This is a genomic window from Pseudomonas sp. NPDC090203, from assembly GCF_044746765.1.
In the GTDB taxonomy this organism is placed as follows: domain Bacteria; phylum Pseudomonadota; class Gammaproteobacteria; order Pseudomonadales; family Pseudomonadaceae; genus Aquipseudomonas; species Aquipseudomonas putida_AD.
The window spans coordinates 331,415-347,658 of record NZ_JBIVCV010000006.1 but is presented as its reverse complement, the minus strand read 5'-3'; the positions used below and the strand labels follow the sequence as shown (position 1 = coordinate 347,658).

Genomic DNA, 16,244 nt, shown 5'->3' with positions numbered 1-16,244 from the left:
GCTCCCGTAGCAGCCGGCCTTGCCCGCGGGTCGATCTCGCGGCCGCCGACGCCGGCAAGCCGTGCTGCTACGGATCGGCGGCGACCCAGATCCCGCGTCCTCCACGCTTTAGGTAGCAGTCCGGCTTGCCGGCGTCAGCGGTCGTACGCCAGAAAAACAGACGCCGCAAAACTGGCGCGCTTCCTGCAAGACCTCCCTTATATCGCCATAAATCGTGCATTCCAGGCGTTGCCCTGCACGGTGCGATGTCGATTTCGGTGATTGGTCCAGACGGCCTGCGAGGCGCGAAGAGCGCCAGCTTGAGCCCTGAACGAAACATGAGGGGAAGTGCAGTGAAAGCAGTAATTCTGGCGGGCGGTCTCGGTACCCGTATCAGCGAAGAGTCGCATCTGAAACCCAAGCCCATGATCGAGATCGGCGGAAAGCCAATTCTCTGGCACATCATGAAGCAGTACTCCGCCCACGGCATTCACGACTTCGTGATCTGCCTGGGCTACAAGGGCTATGCGATCAAGGATTTCTTCGCCAACTACTTCCTGCACACCTCCGACGTCACCTTCGACATGCGCAACAACCGCATGGACGTGCATCAGAACTACAGCGAGCCATGGCGCGTCACCCTGATCGACACCGGGGATGACACCATGACCGGCGGCCGCCTGCGTCGCGCCCAGCGCTACGTCGAAGATGAAGAAGCCTTCTGCTTCACCTATGGCGACGGCGTATCGGACCTGAACATCGGCGCGCTGGTCGATTTCCACCGTGGCCACGGCAAGATGGCCACCGTGACCGCCGTTCAGCCTCCAGGACGCTACGGTGCGCTGGATCGCGATGGCGACCGCGTGCTGGGTTTCACCGAGAAGCCCCGTGGCGACGGTGGCTGGATCAACGGCGGCTTCTTCGTGCTGTCGCCCCGGGTGCTGCCGTTCATTGCCAATGACATGACCTCGTGGGAATCCGAGCCGCTGGCGCAACTGGCTGCCCAGGATCAACTGCGCGCGTACCAGCACGAAGGTTTCTGGCACCCGATGGACACCCTGCGTGACAAGAATCAGCTCGAAGAACTCTGGCAGAGCGGGGAGGCTCCATGGAAGCAGTGGAGCTGAGCCCGGTGTTCTGGCAGGGCAAGCGTGTCCTGCTCACCGGACACACAGGCTTCAAGGGCAGCTGGCTGGCGCTGTGGCTGGGCAGCATGGGTGCCCGGGTGACCGGCTTTGCGCTGGACCCCGGCACCGAGCCGAGCCTGTTCGAGCTTGCCCGTGTGGCTGAAGGCATCGACGACCGCCGTGGCGACCTGCGCGACCTCGGCGCACTGCTGGAGGTGATCGCAGACGTCGAGCCTGAAATCGTCCTGCACCTGGCGGCCCAGCCGCTGGTGCGCGAAGGCTATCGCGACCCGTTGGGCACCTACTCGAGCAACGTCATGGGTACCCTCAACCTGCTCGAAGCGGTGCGTCAGGTCGGCTGCGTGCGCGCCTGCGTGCTGGTGACCACCGACAAGGTGTACGCCAATCAGGAGTGGCTGTGGCCCTATCGTGAGAACGAGCCCCTGGGCGGCCATGACCCCTACAGCAGCAGCAAGGCGTGCTGCGAATTGCTCGCGCAATCCTATGCCGCATCGTTTTTTCATCCCGATAAATACGCCGAGCACGGCCTGGCCATCGCCACCGCCCGCGCGGGCAATGTGCTGGGCGGTGGTGATTTCGCCGCCGACCGACTGATCCCCGATGTGCTCAAGGCATGGTCGGCGGGGGAGCCTGTGACCTTGCGTTATCCGCAGGCCGTGCGCCCCTGGCAACACGCCCTGGAGCCGCTGGCGGGTTATCTGCTGCTGGCCCAGGGGCTGTTCGAGCAGGGCCCGCAGATGGCGGGTGCGTGGAACTTCGGCCCCAGCGACAGCGACATGTGCACCGTCGGCGAAGTGGTCGCGACCCTCGCCAGTCACTGGCCTCAGGCGCCGGGGCTGCGGGTGGAAACCAGCGAGCTGCACGAAGCCGGTCTGTTACGCCTGGACAGCAGCCGTGCGCGGCAGTTGCTCGGCTGGCAAGCGCGCTGGTCCTTGCAGCAGTGCCTGCAGAACACCCTGGCCTGGCACCTGGCGTGGAAGGCCGGCGAAGACATGCGCGACTTCACCCTCTCGCAACTGAACCAGTACATGGAGCGCACATGATCGACATGCAATTGCGCGCCTTGCCGCTCAAGGGGCTGTTCAGCGTCCAGCACCGCCGTCACGCCGATCAGCGCGGGCAGTTTTCACGGCTGTTCTGCGAGGGCAGCCTGGCCGCGTTCGGCCAGACTTTTCACATTCGCCAGATCAACCATTCCCGCACCACCGAGCAGGGCACAGTGCGCGGCATGCATTACCAGAAGGCCCAGGCCCCCGAAGCCAAGCTGATTACCTGCCTGCGCGGCGCCGTCTGGGATGTGGCCGTAGACCTGAACCCGGATTCGGCAACCTTCTTGCAGTGGCATGCCGAGCGACTGGAAGCTGGCGACGGGCGCAGCCTGTTGATTCCTGCAGGCTTCGCCCACGGATTCCAGGCGTTGACCGACGATGCCGAGCTTCTGTACCTGCACAGCGCCGATTATTCGGCCGAGCATGAGGCCGGTCTGTCGGCAAACGACCCACGGCTGGACATTGCCTGGCCGTTGCCTGTCAAGAATCTGTCGGCTCGCGACGCTGGCCACCCAATGCTGGACTCGACTTTTGCTGGAGTGCGTTTATGAATTGCCGTGGTTGCGGTGCGAAGCTTTCGCTGCCGCTGATCGATCTGGGCACTGCGCCACCGTCCAACGCCTACCTGCGGCCCGAGCAACTGACCCAGGCCGAGCAGTGGGTGCCGTTGAAGGTCGATGTGTGCGAACAGTGCTGGCTGGTGCAGACCGATGACTACACCAGCGCCGAAAGCCTGTTCGACGCCGACTATGCCTATTTCAGCTCGTTCTCCAGTTCCTGGCTGGCCCATGCCGAACGGTACGTGGGCGAGATGGTCAAGCGCTTTGCGCTGAACGCTGACAGCCGCGTGGTCGAGATCGCTGCGAACGACGGTTACCTGTTGCAGTACGTGGCCGGTCGTGGCATCGGCTGCCTGGGCATCGAGCCGACCCGCAGCACCGCTGAGGCGGCGCGGGAGAAGGGCCTGGAAATCCGCGAGGTGTTTTTCGGCGAGGCCACCGCGCAGGCGCTGGTTGCCGAAGGCTGGTCGGCGGACCTGATGGCGGCCAACAACGTGCTGGCCCATGTGCCGGACATCAACGACTTTCTGCGTGGGTTCGCCACGCTGCTCAAGCCAACCGGCGTTGCCACCTTCGAATTCCCGCAACTGCTGGCGCTGATCGCCGGGCAGCAGTTCGACACCCTGTATCACGAGCACTATTCCTACCTGTCGTTGACTGCCGTGCAGACCCTGTGCGAACGCAACGGCCTGCAGGTCTTCGATGTGCAATCACTCAAGACCCATGGCGGCTCGCTGCGGGTCTTCGTGCAACGTGGCAGCCTCTCGCAACCCGGCGCTCAAGCGGTACAGCCTGCGGTCGCGCAGCAGTTGCAGGCCGAGCTGGACGCCGGGGTGAAAACGCCGCAGTTCTACGCGTCCCTGGCGCCGGCGGCCGAACGCATCAAGCATCAGTTGCTGGGCTTCCTGCTCAAGGCCAAGGCCGAGGGCAAGCGCGTGGTGGGCTACGGTGCGGCGGCCAAGGGCAACACCTTGCTCAACTACGCGGGCGTGAAGCCGGACCTGCTGGCCTGGGTCGCCGACGCCAATCCGCACAAGCAGGGCAAATTCCTGCCGGGTAGCCGCATCCCTGTGGTTTCCCCCGAACGCATCGCCATCGAGAAGCCGGACTACGTGCTGGTGCTGCCGTGGAACCTGCTCAAGGAGATCGGCGAGCAGCAGAGCCACGTGCACGGTTGGGGCGGCCGTTTCGTGATTGCCGTGCCGGAGTTGACCTTCCTGTGAGCAACCGAACAGTTCTGGTGACCGGTGCGACCGGTTTCATCGGCCGGCACGTGGTGAAGGCGTTGCTGGCGCGCGGATTTGCCGTGCGTGCCGTGGCCCGTGATGCCGACAAGGCACGCAGCATGCCGTGGTATGGCGATGCCGCAGTCGAATTCGTCGCCGCGGACATCCATGCCGCCGCCACCGATGTGCGTGCGTTGAGCGAAGGCGTCGATGCCTTGATGCACCTGGCCTGGCCGGGGCTGCCGAACTACGCAGGGCTGTTTCATTTCGAGGTCAACCTGCCCGCCGACTACGCCTTCATCAAGCAGGTGGTGCGCAGCGGTGTGAGCCAGGTTCTGGTCACCGGCACCTGCTTCGAGTACGGGCTGCAGAGCGGTCCGCTGAGCGAGTCGACGCTTGCCCAGCCCGTCAATCCCTATGGCCTGGCCAAGAACACCCTGCGCCAGTTTCTGGAAGCCTTGAGCCGCACCGAAGCGTTCACCTTGCAGTGGGCGCGGCTGTTCTACCTGCACGGCGAAGGGCAGAACCCCAACAGCCTGTTGGCGGCCCTGGAGCGAGCCATCCAGGCTGGCGATACACAGTTCGACATGTCCCCGGGGGATCAACTGCGCGACTACCTGGCGGTGGAAGACGCGGCGGCCTGCCTGGTGACGGCGCTGGAGCATCCACAGTTCGCCGGCGTGTTCAATTGCTGCAGCGGCCAACCAGTGTCGGTGCGGGCGCTGGTCGAGGCCTACCTGCAGGCGCGCGGCGCAAAGATTTCACTCAACCTTGGCCATTACGGCTACTCGGCTCATGAACCCATGGCGTTCTGGGGCACCCGGGATCGGCTGCAGCAATTGTTAGGGGGCTCTGATGGTGCGTGAATTGTATCGGGCGATGGATCTGCCGGTGTTGCAGAACCGCACCTTCGCCGAACCGCACTCGGCGCGGCAGTCGGGCAGGGCCGATCTGGTGCTGGTCCAGGACGAAGAAACCGGCCTGATCTACAACCAGGCCTTCGATCCGGCCAAGCTGATCTATGACAGCAACTACCAGAACGAGCAGGCCCACTCGGCGCTGTTCAAGCAGCACCTCGAGGTCGTGGAAGGCATTCTCGCGCGTCATTTCACCGGCAAGGTGCTGGTCGAAGTCGGCTGCGGCAAGGGTTACTTTCTGGAGATGCTCGCTGGCAGGGGCTATGACATTCGCGGTGTCGACCCGGCCTACGAGGGCGATAACCCGGCGGTCATCAAGGACACCTTCAACCCGCGCCTGGGCATTCGTGCCGACGGTGTGGTGCTGCGCCACGTGCTCGAACACATTCCGGACCCCATGGCGTTTCTGGCGCAAATCGCGGCGGCCAACCATGGCGGCCAGATCTACATCGAGGTGCCGTGCTTCGACTGGATCCTGGAGCATCGCGCCTGGTTCGACCTGTTCTACGAACACGTCAATTACTTCCGTCTCGAAGACTTGCGCCAGATGTTCGGCAACGTTCAGGAGTCCGGCTACCTGTTCAACGGCCAGTTCCTGTACGTGGTGGCCAACCTTGCGAGCCTGCGCCGCCCCGTCGCCAATGCCACCACCGCAGTGAGCATGCCCGCGGCCTTCGACAGCAGCCTGAACCGCGCCATCGAGGTGATCAAGGCCGCGCCGCACAAGGGCGTGGCGGTGTGGGGCGGGGCGTCCAAGGGCGTGATTTTCTCGCTGTTCCTGCAACGCATGGGCATCGAAGTCGATTACGTGGTGGACATCAATCCACAGAAGCAGGGGCAGTTTTTGCCGCTCAGCGGGCTGCGCGTGTCATCTCCCGAAGAAGCCATGAGCAGTTGGCCCGCGGGCACGCACCTGTTCGTGATGAATTCCAATTACCTAGAAGAAATCAAACGGATGACGGGCGGCGCGTGCGTGTATCACGCCGTGGACGACGCCGTTTTCCATTCCCAGATCGAGGCTGCAAACCAATGACTACAAACCCCGCTCAAGTGTTTCAGGAAGAGTGCAAGGCCGAAGTGGCTGCCCAGGGCCAGGACAAGAGCCTCGTCGCGCTGGGTCAGCAGTTCTACAACGAGTCGGCCAGGCACAAGTACACCTACCACTTCTCGTGGATGGGCCGTCCGATCATTCAGACCCCGCAGGACATGATCGCCATGCAGGAGCTGATCTGGGCAGTGCGCCCGGACGTGATCATCGAAACCGGCATCGCCCATGGCGGCTCGATCCTCTACTACGCCTCGCTGCTGCAGCTGATCGGCCACGGTGAAGTGATCGGCATCGATATCGACATCCGCCAGCACAACCGCGAGGCGATCGAAGCCCACCCGATGAGCCACCGCGTGAGCATGATCCAGGGTTCGAGCATCGATCCTGCGCTGGTCGAGCAGGTCCGCGCGCGCGTTGCCGGCAAGAAGGTCATGGTGGTGCTGGACTCCAACCACACCCACGAGCATGTGCTCGAAGAACTGCGCCTGTACGCGCCGCTGGTGTCGGTCGACAGCTATTGCGTGGTCATGGACACCGTTGTCGAAGACATGCCCGAGGACGCCTTTCCGGACCGTCCATGGGGCAAGGGTGACAACCCCAAGACCGCCGTGTGGGCCTACCTCAAGGAAAACGACGACTTCCAGATCGACGTTTCGGTGCAGAACAAGCTGCTGATCACCGTTGCCTCCGACGGCTACCTGCGTCGCGTTCGCTAACCCATGAATTCAGAGCTTGCGCCTCGGTCGAGCGGCTCGTCAGTGTCAGGATGAAGGTATGAAAGGTCGTAACAGTCTGGAAGTGGCAGCCTCGCTCAACGAGCTGCTGACAGTGGTATTGCTCAGTCACAACCGCCCGGCGTTCCTGCGCCGGGCCATGGCCTACTACAGCGCGCTGTCGTGCCGTGTGCTGGTGCTGGACTCGTCCACCCAGGCGTTGGATAGCGCCGAGACCCGGCATCCCTTCGTGGACTACCGGCACGTCTCGCAATTCGCCTACTGGGGCTTCCAGGCCAAGCTGGCCCACGGCGTCGGGCTGGTCGAAACGCCGTACATGGTGCTGGCCGCCGACGACGATTTCATCGTGCATGACTCCCTGCACCAGACCCTGGCGTTCCTGGAGAGCAACCCCGACTACGGCCTGTGCCACGGCTATTGCATGATGTACGTGTCGCAGGCCAACAGCGTCGGCTACCTGCGCCGGGACAAGAAGGTGCGCGAAGACTACGACGACGAGAGCGCCGAAGACCGCATCGTCTCGTACATGGGGCAGTACCTGCCGCCGTTCTACGCCGTGACCCGCACCGGGCTGCTCAAGGACTTCTTCGAGGCGATGCCCGATCGTGGCTTCGAGTGGATGGAAATCGGTCACGTGTACTACCTGCTGGCGCGCGGCAAGGCACGTGTGCTGCCGATTCCGTACGTGGTGCGCGAGGTCAACGTCGGCGAGTCCGAGCACCGCACCGACGTCTACCACAAACTCAGCTACCTGGACCCCAAGACCGTCGCCGAGCGCGAGGCCTATGCCGAGTTTCTTGCCGCGTTGCCGACCCAGGTGGTCGCCAGCGACGCCGAGCACGGCAAGCAGATCGCCCTGCGCGCGTTCGATGCCATGGCCCAGGGCTTGCGCGAACGCGCGTCGCTGACCATCGAGCCGATCTTCCGCTCGGTCTGGACTGACCCGCTGTTGCCGCCTGACCGCACCTTCGGGCCGCGTCAGTACGTCGAGATGCCGTTCTACAACAAGCCGTTCTTCGACACCCTGGCCGAGTATGAATTTCTCCTGCACGCGATGCCTGCCGGGCACCTGCAACTGGCAGAACTCGAAGGCGTGTGGGTGCGGCAACAGGCGTTGCTGCAGATCCACGACAATGACGTGCTCGAAACCATCCTCAACCGGTTGTGGCAGGCGGTGGAACTCAGCCCGTTCAATCGCGAAGTGGTCAACGCCCTGGCGCTGCGCCTGAGCCAGCAGAGCGAAGCGGGGGTGGACGAAGCCCGCGAAGACGCGCTGACCATGGCCGCCTGGGCCGAACGCCTGGCCGCCGCCCCGGAATACGATTACCGCAAGACATTCGACAGCATGCAGTCGGGCCGTGTCCTCAAGTGGCTGCAAGAGCGCAGCCCGGATGCAGCGCAAGGCGCAGCGCTGGGCCAGCACCTGGCAGAGCTGGGCGGCGGGCCGCAGTTCGGTCTGTTCCTGCTGGACCTGGACAACGACATGGAGCAGTTGCAGGCCACCCTCGACAGCCTGGTCGAAGGCTACTGCAAGCGCTTCAAGATCGTGGTCTTCACCACCGGTGAGCCGCCAGCCGCCACGGCGGTCAACAACACCCTGCATTTCGTCGAAGTGACCCGCAACAACTACGTCGACAAACTCAACCAGATGGCGCGCCAGACCGAGTGCGACTGGGTAATGCTGGCGCAGGTGGGCGATGTGTTCACCCCCGGCGGCCTGGTGCGCGCGAGCCTCGAGCTGCAAGGCGCGCCTGGATGTCGCGCGGTGTCCGTGGACGAAGTCCAGCGTCTGGAAAGCCATGCGCTGGCCGATGTCCTGCGTCCCGGTTTCAACTTCGACCTGCTGCAAGCGGTGCCGTCGGTAATGGCCCGCCACTGGCTGGTGCGCCGTGATGTGCTGCTGGATGTCGGTGGCTACTCGGCGGACTTCAGCGAGGCGCTGGAATTCGACCTGCTGCTGCGCCTAGTCGAGGAGGAAGGCATGAACGGCCTGGCCCATCTGGACGAGCCGCTGCTGATCTGTCACGCACAGCCCATGAAGGACAATGAACAGGAGCGCATGGCCCTGAGCCGTCACCTGTCGGCCCGTGGTTACAAAGCGTTGATCAGCTCCTCGCAACCGGGTGTCTATCAGATCGACTACCGTCATACCGCGCGACCACTGGTGTCGATCATTCTCAATGGCGAGGCCGGGCTGCCGGCGTTGCAGAACTGCCTGACCAGCATCCTGCAGCGCACCCGCTACAGCCTGTACGAGGTGCTGGTGGCGGTGGCGCCGGCGCTGGAAGCCGAACTGGCTGCCTGGCTGAACGAGCAGGGCAAGATCGCAGCCCAGGTGCAGGTGGTCGCCAACCGCGATGGCCTGAGCCATGGCGCATTCGTCAACACGGTTGCCGCCCAGACCAACGGCGAGTATCTGGTGCTGATGGCGGCCGATGCCCAACTCATCAGCCCCAACTGGCTGGGCTCGCTGCTCAACCAGGGCCTGCGCGCCGAAGTCGGTGCGGTGGGCGCGAAACTGCTGGACGAAGACGGCAAGGTCACCCAGGGAGGGCTGCTGCTGGGCTTCGACGGCGGCATCGGTTCACCGTTCGTGGGCCAGGGCAAGGACGAAGACGGCTACATGTACCGCGCGGTGGTCGAACAGAATCACTCGGCGCTTTCCGGCACCTGCATGATGGTGCGCAAGGAGGTATTCGATGCCGTGGGCGGGCTGGACGAAGGCCCGCTGGCCGAGGCATTTGCCGACGTCGACCTGAGCCTGAAAGTCGCCCAGGCAGGTTATCTGCTGGTCTGGACGCCGCAGGTGCAACTCACCCACCCGGGCGTGCTGCCCGATGCACCCGAGGCCCTGGCGGCGCTGCGGGAGAAATGGGCTGACGCCTTCGCCCGGGACCCGGCCTACAACCCCAATCTGGCACTGACCGGCAAGGCCTATTCTCTCGGTCAGGCCAGCGGTGCCCACTGGCAGGAATTCCTGGCGTAGTCGCACGGGAAAAAGGACGCACTCATGTTCAACGGCAAATCAGTGTTCATCTCAGGCGCGACCGGCTCGTTCGGTCGCCAGTTCATCCGCACGCTGCTGGCGCGTTACCAGCCGCGGCGGGTGGTAGTGTTTTCCCGCGACGAGCTCAAGCAGTACGAGATGCAGCAGGAATTCAACGCACCCTGCATGCGTTATTTCCTGGGCGACGTGCGCGATGCCGAGCGGCTGGTGCAAGGCATGCGCGGCATCGACTATGTGGTCCATGCCGCCGCGCTCAAGCACGTGCCCGCAGCGGAATACAACCCGACCGAATTCATCCGCACCAACGTCAACGGCGCCGAGAACATCATCGCGGCAGCCATTGCCAACGGCGTGAAGAAAGTCGTCGCGCTGTCCACCGACAAGGCCGCCAGCCCGATCAACCTGTACGGCGCGACCAAGTTGCTGTCGGACAAGCTGTTCGTGGCCGCCAACAACATCGGCGGTGAGGAGCAGACCCGCTTTGCCGTGGTGCGCTACGGCAACGTGGCAGGCTCGCGGGGTTCGATCGTGCCGTTTTTCAACAAGCTGATCGCAGGCGGCGCGAAGGAGCTGCCGATCACCGACCCGCGCATGACGCGCTTCTGGATCACCCTGGACCACGGCGTGGATTTCGTCATGCAGAGCTTCGAGCGCATGCACGGCGGCGAAGTGTTCGTGCCCAAGATTCCGTCGGTGCGCATCGTTGATCTGGCCCAGGCCATGGCCGCTGACCTGCCGCACAAGGTGGTGGGCATTCGTCCCGGCGAGAAACTGCACGAACTGATGGTGCCCCAGGACGATGCGCGCATGACCCTGGAATTCGACGATCACTACACCATCGTGCCGTCGATCCGCTTCAACAACGTGGACACCGATTTCACCATCGATGCGACCGGAGCCGCCGGGCGTGCCGTGGCCGATGACTTCGAGTACCGCTCCGACACCAATCCGGATTTCATGTCGGTCAAACAGATCGGCGACCTGCACGCCGGCATCACGCCATGATTCCCTACGGGCGGCAGAGCCTGGATCAGGCCGACATCGACGCGGTGGTGGCTGTGCTGCAATCGGACTGGCTGACCCAGGGCCCGACCATCGAGCGCTTCGAAGCAGCCATGGCCGAGCGTTGCGAAGCCGGCTTCGGCATCGCTGTCAGCAACGCCACCGCAGCCCTGCACATCGCCTGCCTGGCCGCAGGGCTAGGGGAAGGGGATGCGTTGTGGACCAGCCCCAACACCTTTCTGGCCTCGGCCAACTGCGGGCGTTACTGCGGCGCCGATGTCGATTTCGTCGACATCGACCCCTTGACCTGGAACCTCGACGTCAACGCCCTTGAGCACAAGCTGCGTGCCGCCGAGCGCATCGGCAAGCTGCCCAAGGTGCTGGTGGCAGTGGCCTTCTCGGGCCAGAGCTGCGACATGCGGGCGATTGCCGAACTGGCCAGAACCTACGGTTTCATCGTCATCGAAGACGCCTCACACGCTGTCGGCGCCCGGTACGCCGGACGGCCGGTGGGCTGTGGCGAGTTCGCCGACATGACGGTGTTCAGCTTTCATCCGGTGAAAATCATCACCACCGGGGAGGGCGGGCTGGTGCTGACCAATCGCCCAGAACTGGCCGAGCGCCTGCGCCGCCTGCGCAGCCACGGCATGACCCGCGACCCTGCACAGATGGACGAACCCAGCCACGGCCCCTGGTATTACCAGCAGGTGGAACTGGGCTTCAATTACCGCATCACCGACATGCAGGCAGCGCTGGGGCTTTCGCAACTGGGCAAGCTCGATGGCTTCCTGGCGCGCCGGCGTGAACTGGCAGCGCGTTATCAGCAGTTGCTGGCGGACCTGCGCCTTGACCTGCCAACGGCGCAGGCCGACGCCGAATCGGCCTGGCACCTCTACGTGGTACGTTTGCAGACGCAGCGCCTGGCCGTGAGCCACCGCGAAGTGTTCGAAGGCTTGCGCGCCGCCGGCGTCGGGGTCAACGTGCATTACATCCCCGTGCACCTGCAGCCGTATTATCGGGACCTGGGGTTCATCGCCGGAGACTTCCCCGAGGCCGAAGCCTACTACGCCCAGGCCATCAGCCTGCCGCTGTTCCCGGCCATGACGCACGAACAACAAGACTTCGTGATCGGGCAGCTCAAGACGCTGCTGGTTACCTCAGATTGATGGATGCAGCATATGCGTGAACTGACTGAACAAGAGCAATTCTGGCAAGGCGACTTCGGCGACCAATACGTGGGGCGCAACCAGGGCCAGGCGCTGATCTCGGCCAACCTTGCGCTGTTCGCCAAGGCGTTGGGCCGGACCCAGAAGCTCGGTTCGCTGCTGGAACTGGGCACCAACACCGGCAACAACCTGCAGGCCCTGCGTCAGTTGTTGCCGGGTTGCGAACTGGCAGGTGTCGAGATCAACGCCATGGCCCACGCCCAGGCCCAGGCACTGGAGATCGCCAGCGTCTGGCACGGTTCGCTGTTCGACTTCCCCCGCGAGCGCCAGTACGACCTGACGCTGAGCAAGGGCGTGCTGATTCACCTGGCACCCGAGCTGTTGAGCCAGGCCTATGACCAGCTCTATCACCTGAGCAAGCGCTATGTGCTGATTGCCGAGTACTACAACCGTGCGCCGGTGGAGGTCGCTTATCGCGGCAACAGCGGCAAGCTGTTCAAGCGCGATTTCGCCGGGGAGATGCTGGATCGTTTCGCCGATCTGCAGCTTGTCGACTACGGCTTCGGCTATCACCGCGATCCGCAGTTTCCGGTGGACGACATCACCTGGTTCTTGCTGGAAAAACGTTCGTGAGTGCCGTGGCGATCATTCCGGCACGCGGTGGCAGCCAGCGGATCGCGCGCAAGAACATCAAGCTGTTCAACGGCGAACCCATGATCGCAGGTTCCATCCGCACGGCGCTCGCTTCAGGGGTGTTCGATGCAGTGGTGGTCAGCACCGATGACGAAGAAATCGCCGAGGTCGCGCGGGCCTGCGGTGCGCAGGTGCCGTTCATGCGCCCGGCGCAACTGGCCGACGCTTACACCGGCACCGCACAGGTGATCGAACATGCCATCGGCGCGATGGGGCAGCGCTTCGATTATACCTGCTGCATCTACGCCACCGCGCCCTTATTGCAGGCGCGCTTCCTGCGTCAGGGGCTTGAACTGCTCGAGGCGGCACCGGACAAATCCTATGCGTTCTCGGTGTGCAGCTTCGGCTTTCCGATCCAGCGCGCGCTGACGCTCAACGACAGTGGCGCGCTGCAAGCGTTGTACCCTGAATTCCGTAATGTTCGCTCACAGGACCTGCCGGTGGCGTATCAGGACGCCGGGCAGTTCTACTGGGGGCGTACCGAGGCTTGGCTGCGCGGTGACCTGCTGTTTTCCGAGGCGAGCCTGCCGGTGATCCTGCCCCGGCATCTGGTTCAGGACATCGATAACGAAGAAGACTGGCTGCGCGCCGAATACCTGTATGCCGCGCTCAAGGCGGGGGGAGAACTCGATTCATGAGAGTGCTGATTCGCGCCGACGCCTCGATCAACATCGGCAGCGGCCATATCGCCCGCTGCCTGACCCTGGCCAAGGTGCTGCGCAAGGACGGCGCCGAGGTGGCGTTCGCCTGCCGGCAACTGCCGGGCCATCTGCTGCAACGCCTGACCGATGAGGGCTACGTCGCCCATGGCTTGCCCGAGCGCTACCCTCAGGAGCAAGGCGGGGTGGACATCGAAGCCTCTCTGCCGTGGCAGGCCGACATCGATGCGCTGGCGCAGGCGCTTGGCGAGCAACCACGCTTCGACTGGCTCATCGTCGACCATTACGGTCTGGATGCGGGGTGGGAAAAGGCAGCCCGTCAATTCGCCGACCGGCTGATGGCCATCGACGACCTGGCCAACCGGCCCCACGCGGTGGACGTGCTGCTCGATCAGAACTACAGCGCACAGGCCCAGGAGCGGCCCTATGCGCGTTGGGTCGATGCCGACTGCCGCACCTTCCTGGGCCCGCACTACGCGCTGATGCGCGACGAATTTCGATGCGAGGCCATCGCCATCAAGCCTGTGGTCAAGCGGGTGATGGTCAACTTCGGCGGCTTCGATGCAGCGCGGCAGGTCTATGCCACCATGCTGGCGCTGCAGGGGTTCGACGATCTTGAAGTGGACTTCGTCGCCGGGCTGCACAACCCCGAGTGGGACGCGATGTGCGCGTTGGTCGCGTCCCGCCCGAACTGGCGATTGCACACGCTGGTGAGTGATTTTCTCGGCCTGATGCAACAGGTCGATCTGTTCATCGGGGCGGGCGGCGGCACCACCTGGGAGCGGGCGGCGCTGGGCTTGCCGACGATCTGCATCTCGGTCGCCAACAATCAGCAGCTCAATGCGCAACTGATGGCCGAGGCGGGCGGGCACCTGTATCTGGGGCCCCACGAAACGCTGGAGCCGCAGCGCCTGGTGCAGGCCATTTCGACGCTGCGCGACGACCAGGAACTGCGCCGCAGCTATGCCATGCACTCTCGCGCACTGGTGGACGGCAACGGTGCCCGGCGGCTGGCCGTGGCGCTGATGGCGCCGTTGCTGCAATTGCGCCAGGCCACTGGGCTGGACGCCGCTTTACTGTTCGAAGGCCGCAATGCAGAGCATGTGCGCCGTTGGTCGTTCAACCCCGAGCCGATAGACTGGGATGCCCATATGGCCTGGCTGGCACGCAGCCTTGAGAACCCGCAACGGCTGATCCTGATCGCCGAAACCGCCCAGGGGCCGGTTGGCGTGGTGCGCTACGATCTACAGGACGCAACGGCCGAGGTCTCGATCTACCTGTTCGAGGGGCAGACCGGCGTGGGTTGGGGCGCGGCACTCTTGAACAGCGGGGAGCGTTTCCTGCACCGCCACTGGCCGCAGGTCCGCATGATCGCGGCGCAGGTGATGGACGCCAACAGCGCCTCCCATTCTCTTTTTACCAAGGCCGGTTATCTGCAGGCCGGCCAGCAATACCAGCGAGTGATCAGCGATGAATAGCTTCAAGATCGGTTCAAGAATCATCGGCCCCGATGCGGCGCCCTTTGTCATCGCCGAAATGAGCGGCAACCACAACCAGTCCCTGGATCAGGCGCTGCGTATCGTTGACGCCGCCGCGAAGGCAGGGGCGCATGCGCTCAAGCTGCAAACCTACACCGCCGACACCATGACCTTGGACATTGCCGAAGGCGAGTTCTTCATCAAGGACCCCAACAGCCTGTGGGCGGGGTCCTCGCTGTATGCCCTGTATCAAAAGGCCCACACGCCGTGGGAATGGCATGCGCCGATCTTCGAGCGCGCCAGGGCGCTGGGGATGCTGGCGTTTTCCACGCCGTTCGACGAGACGGCGGTGGACTTTCTCGAAAGCCTGGACGTGCCGGCGTACAAGATCGCCAGTTTCGAGAACACCGACATTCCGCTGATCCGCAAAGTGGCGGCCACCGGCAAGCCGATGATTATCTCCACCGGCATGGCCAGCATCGCCGAACTCGACGAAAGCGTGCGTGCTGCCCGCCAGGCCGGATGCAAGGATCTGGTGCTGCTCAAATGCACCAGCACCTATCCGGCATCGCCCGAGAACAGTCATATTCGCACCATCCCCCATCTGGCCGGGTTGTTTGGCTGCCAGGTGGGACTGTCCGATCACACCATGGGGGTCGGAGTGTCTGTCGCGGCGGTGGCGATGGGTGCAACGGTGATCGAAAAGCACTTCACCCTCGACCGTGCAGATGGCGGGGTGGACGCGAGTTTTTCCCTGGAACCTGCCGAAATGGCAAGCCTGGTGATCGAAACCGAACGTGCCTGGCAGGGGCTTGGACAGGTGCGCTACGGCGCGACCCAGGCTGAGCATAAGTCCCTGGTGTTCCGGCGCTCATTGTATGTGGTCAGGGACATGGCCGAGGGCGAAGTCTTCAGCCCCGACAACGTCCGCGCCATCCGGCCCGGCCTCGGCCTGGCGCCCAAACACATCGACACCGTGCTGGGCCGCAAGGCGCGCCAGCCGATCAAGCGCGGAACGGCACTTAGCTGGGACATCGTTGGCTGATCGCCGCAAAATCGCTATCGCCGGCAAGCCGGACTGCTACGGAACCGAGGTAAGACACAAATCCCACGAACACCCACGCCCCGTAGCAGCCGGGCTTGCCCGCGGGTCGATCTCGAGGACGCCCCCGCCGGCAAGCCGTGCTGCTACGGAACCGAGATAAGGCACAAATCCCACGAACACCCACGCCCCGTAGCAGCCGGGCTTGCCCGCGTGGCGATCTCGAGGACGCCCCCGCCGGCAAGCCGTGCTGCTACGAGACCGAGGTAAGACACAAATCCCACGAACACCCACGCCCCCGTAGCAGTCCGGCTTGCCGGCGTCATCGATCTTGCGGACGCCCCCGCCGGCAAGCCGTGCTGCTACGGAACCGAGGTAAGACACAAATCCCACGAACACCCACGCCCCCCGTAGCAGCCGGGCTTGCCCGCGGGTCGATCTCGAGGACGCCCCCGCCGGCAAGCCGTGCTGCTACGGGATGAGAGGCGTTCAGGACCGGCAAAACCCCGCACCTGACACGCACACCCTCATGACCC

General features: G+C 64.0%; 14 protein-coding genes. All 14 read left to right on the top strand.

Annotation, left to right across the window (positions count from 1 at the left end; genetic code table 11):
• Positions 1–332 precede the first annotated feature (332 nt).
• From rfbF to pseI, 14 genes are read left to right on the top strand one after another with little or no spacing between them, the layout of a single operon-like run.
• Positions 333–1,106, top strand: a complete 774-nt coding sequence (rfbF, locus tag ACIPO9_RS13355) for a glucose-1-phosphate cytidylyltransferase (protein WP_274132347.1) — start codon at positions 333–335, stop codon at positions 1,104–1,106.
• Positions 1,088–2,170 (top strand): CDP-glucose 4,6-dehydratase, encoded by a 1,083-nt coding sequence (gene rfbG / locus ACIPO9_RS13350; protein ID WP_400781383.1) that lies wholly within the window; start codon positions 1,088–1,090, stop codon positions 2,168–2,170. Before rfbF ends, rfbG begins: the two co-directional genes overlap by 19 nt.
• The gene (locus ACIPO9_RS13345) at positions 2,167–2,727 is read left to right on the top strand and encodes a dTDP-4-dehydrorhamnose 3,5-epimerase family protein (protein ID WP_274132349.1); all 561 of its coding nucleotides are present in this window, start codon (positions 2,167–2,169) and stop codon (positions 2,725–2,727) included. The genes rfbG and ACIPO9_RS13345 overlap by 4 nt, the downstream gene beginning before the upstream one ends.
• Entirely contained in the window at positions 2,724–3,959 is a 1,236-nt protein-coding gene (locus ACIPO9_RS13340) for a methyltransferase domain-containing protein (RefSeq protein ID WP_400781381.1), read from the top strand. Before ACIPO9_RS13345 ends, ACIPO9_RS13340 begins: the two co-directional genes overlap by 4 nt.
• A complete protein-coding gene (locus ACIPO9_RS13335) occupies positions 3,956–4,828 on the top strand; it encodes an NAD-dependent epimerase/dehydratase family protein (RefSeq protein ID WP_400781379.1) in 873 nt (290 codons plus the stop codon). The genes ACIPO9_RS13340 and ACIPO9_RS13335 overlap by 4 nt, the downstream gene beginning before the upstream one ends.
• Positions 4,818–5,912: a class I SAM-dependent methyltransferase gene (locus ACIPO9_RS13330; protein WP_400609760.1), complete on the top strand. Its 1,095-nt coding sequence runs from the start codon at positions 4,818–4,820 to the stop codon at positions 5,910–5,912. The genes ACIPO9_RS13335 and ACIPO9_RS13330 overlap by 11 nt, the downstream gene beginning before the upstream one ends.
• Entirely contained in the window at positions 5,909–6,643 is a 735-nt protein-coding gene (locus tag ACIPO9_RS13325; RefSeq protein WP_274132353.1) for a cephalosporin hydroxylase family protein, read from the top strand. The genes ACIPO9_RS13330 and ACIPO9_RS13325 overlap by 4 nt, the downstream gene beginning before the upstream one ends.
• Before the next feature lie 58 nt (positions 6,644–6,701).
• Entirely contained in the window at positions 6,702–9,647 is a 2,946-nt protein-coding gene (locus ACIPO9_RS13320; RefSeq protein WP_400781376.1) for a TIGR00180 family glycosyltransferase, read from the top strand.
• A 24-nt stretch (positions 9,648–9,671) separates the two neighbouring features.
• Positions 9,672–10,673, top strand: a complete 1,002-nt coding sequence (gene pseB / locus ACIPO9_RS13315; RefSeq protein WP_274132355.1) for a UDP-N-acetylglucosamine 4,6-dehydratase (inverting) — start codon at positions 9,672–9,674, stop codon at positions 10,671–10,673.
• Positions 10,670–11,836 (top strand): UDP-4-amino-4,6-dideoxy-N-acetyl-beta-L-altrosamine transaminase, encoded by a 1,167-nt coding sequence (pseC, locus tag ACIPO9_RS13310; protein WP_400781373.1) that lies wholly within the window; start codon positions 10,670–10,672, stop codon positions 11,834–11,836. The genes pseB and pseC overlap by 4 nt, the downstream gene beginning before the upstream one ends.
• A 12-nt stretch (positions 11,837–11,848) precedes the next feature.
• Positions 11,849–12,469 (top strand): pseudaminic acid biosynthesis-associated methylase, encoded by a 621-nt coding sequence (locus ACIPO9_RS13305; protein ID WP_274132357.1) that lies wholly within the window; start codon positions 11,849–11,851, stop codon positions 12,467–12,469.
• Complete coding sequence (pseF, locus tag ACIPO9_RS13300; protein WP_274132358.1) at positions 12,466–13,167, top strand: pseudaminic acid cytidylyltransferase; 702 nt, start codon at positions 12,466–12,468, stop codon at positions 13,165–13,167. The genes ACIPO9_RS13305 and pseF overlap by 4 nt, the downstream gene beginning before the upstream one ends.
• Positions 13,164–14,666 carry a UDP-2,4-diacetamido-2,4,6-trideoxy-beta-L-altropyranose hydrolase gene (gene pseG, locus ACIPO9_RS13295; protein WP_400781371.1) on the top strand — a complete coding sequence of 501 codons (1,503 nt, stop codon included), beginning with the start codon at positions 13,164–13,166 and terminating at the stop codon, positions 14,664–14,666. Before pseF ends, pseG begins: the two co-directional genes overlap by 4 nt.
• Positions 14,659–15,711 carry a pseudaminic acid synthase gene (pseI, locus tag ACIPO9_RS13290; RefSeq protein WP_400781369.1) on the top strand — a complete coding sequence of 351 codons (1,053 nt, stop codon included), beginning with the start codon at positions 14,659–14,661 and terminating at the stop codon, positions 15,709–15,711. The genes pseG and pseI overlap by 8 nt, the downstream gene beginning before the upstream one ends.
• Positions 15,712–16,244: the final 533 nt, after the last annotated feature.

Excerpts from the sequence above, each read along its gene's own strand:
- ACIPO9_RS13330 (WP_400609760.1), top strand. The coding sequence starts at position 4,818 with ATGGTGCGTGAATTGTATCGGGCGATGGATCTGCCGGTGTTGCAGAAC.
- ACIPO9_RS13340 (WP_400781381.1), top strand. The coding sequence starts at position 2,724 with ATGAATTGCCGTGGTTGCGGTGCGAAGCTTTCGCTGCCGCTGATCGAT.
- rfbG (WP_400781383.1), top strand. The coding sequence starts at position 1,088 with ATGGAAGCAGTGGAGCTGAGCCCGGTGTTCTGGCAGGGCAAGCGTGTC.
- pseI (WP_400781369.1), top strand. The coding sequence starts at position 14,659 with ATGAATAGCTTCAAGATCGGTTCAAGAATCATCGGCCCCGATGCGGCG.
- ACIPO9_RS13345 (WP_274132349.1), top strand. The coding sequence starts at position 2,167 with ATGATCGACATGCAATTGCGCGCCTTGCCGCTCAAGGGGCTGTTCAGC.
- pseG (WP_400781371.1), top strand. The coding sequence starts at position 13,164 with ATGAGAGTGCTGATTCGCGCCGACGCCTCGATCAACATCGGCAGCGGC.
- ACIPO9_RS13305 (WP_274132357.1), top strand. The coding sequence starts at position 11,849 with ATGCGTGAACTGACTGAACAAGAGCAATTCTGGCAAGGCGACTTCGGC.
- ACIPO9_RS13320 (WP_400781376.1), top strand. The coding sequence starts at position 6,702 with ATGAAAGGTCGTAACAGTCTGGAAGTGGCAGCCTCGCTCAACGAGCTG.
- pseC (WP_400781373.1), top strand. The coding sequence starts at position 10,670 with ATGATTCCCTACGGGCGGCAGAGCCTGGATCAGGCCGACATCGACGCG.
- pseB (WP_274132355.1), top strand. The coding sequence starts at position 9,672 with ATGTTCAACGGCAAATCAGTGTTCATCTCAGGCGCGACCGGCTCGTTC.
- ACIPO9_RS13325 (WP_274132353.1), top strand. The coding sequence starts at position 5,909 with ATGACTACAAACCCCGCTCAAGTGTTTCAGGAAGAGTGCAAGGCCGAA.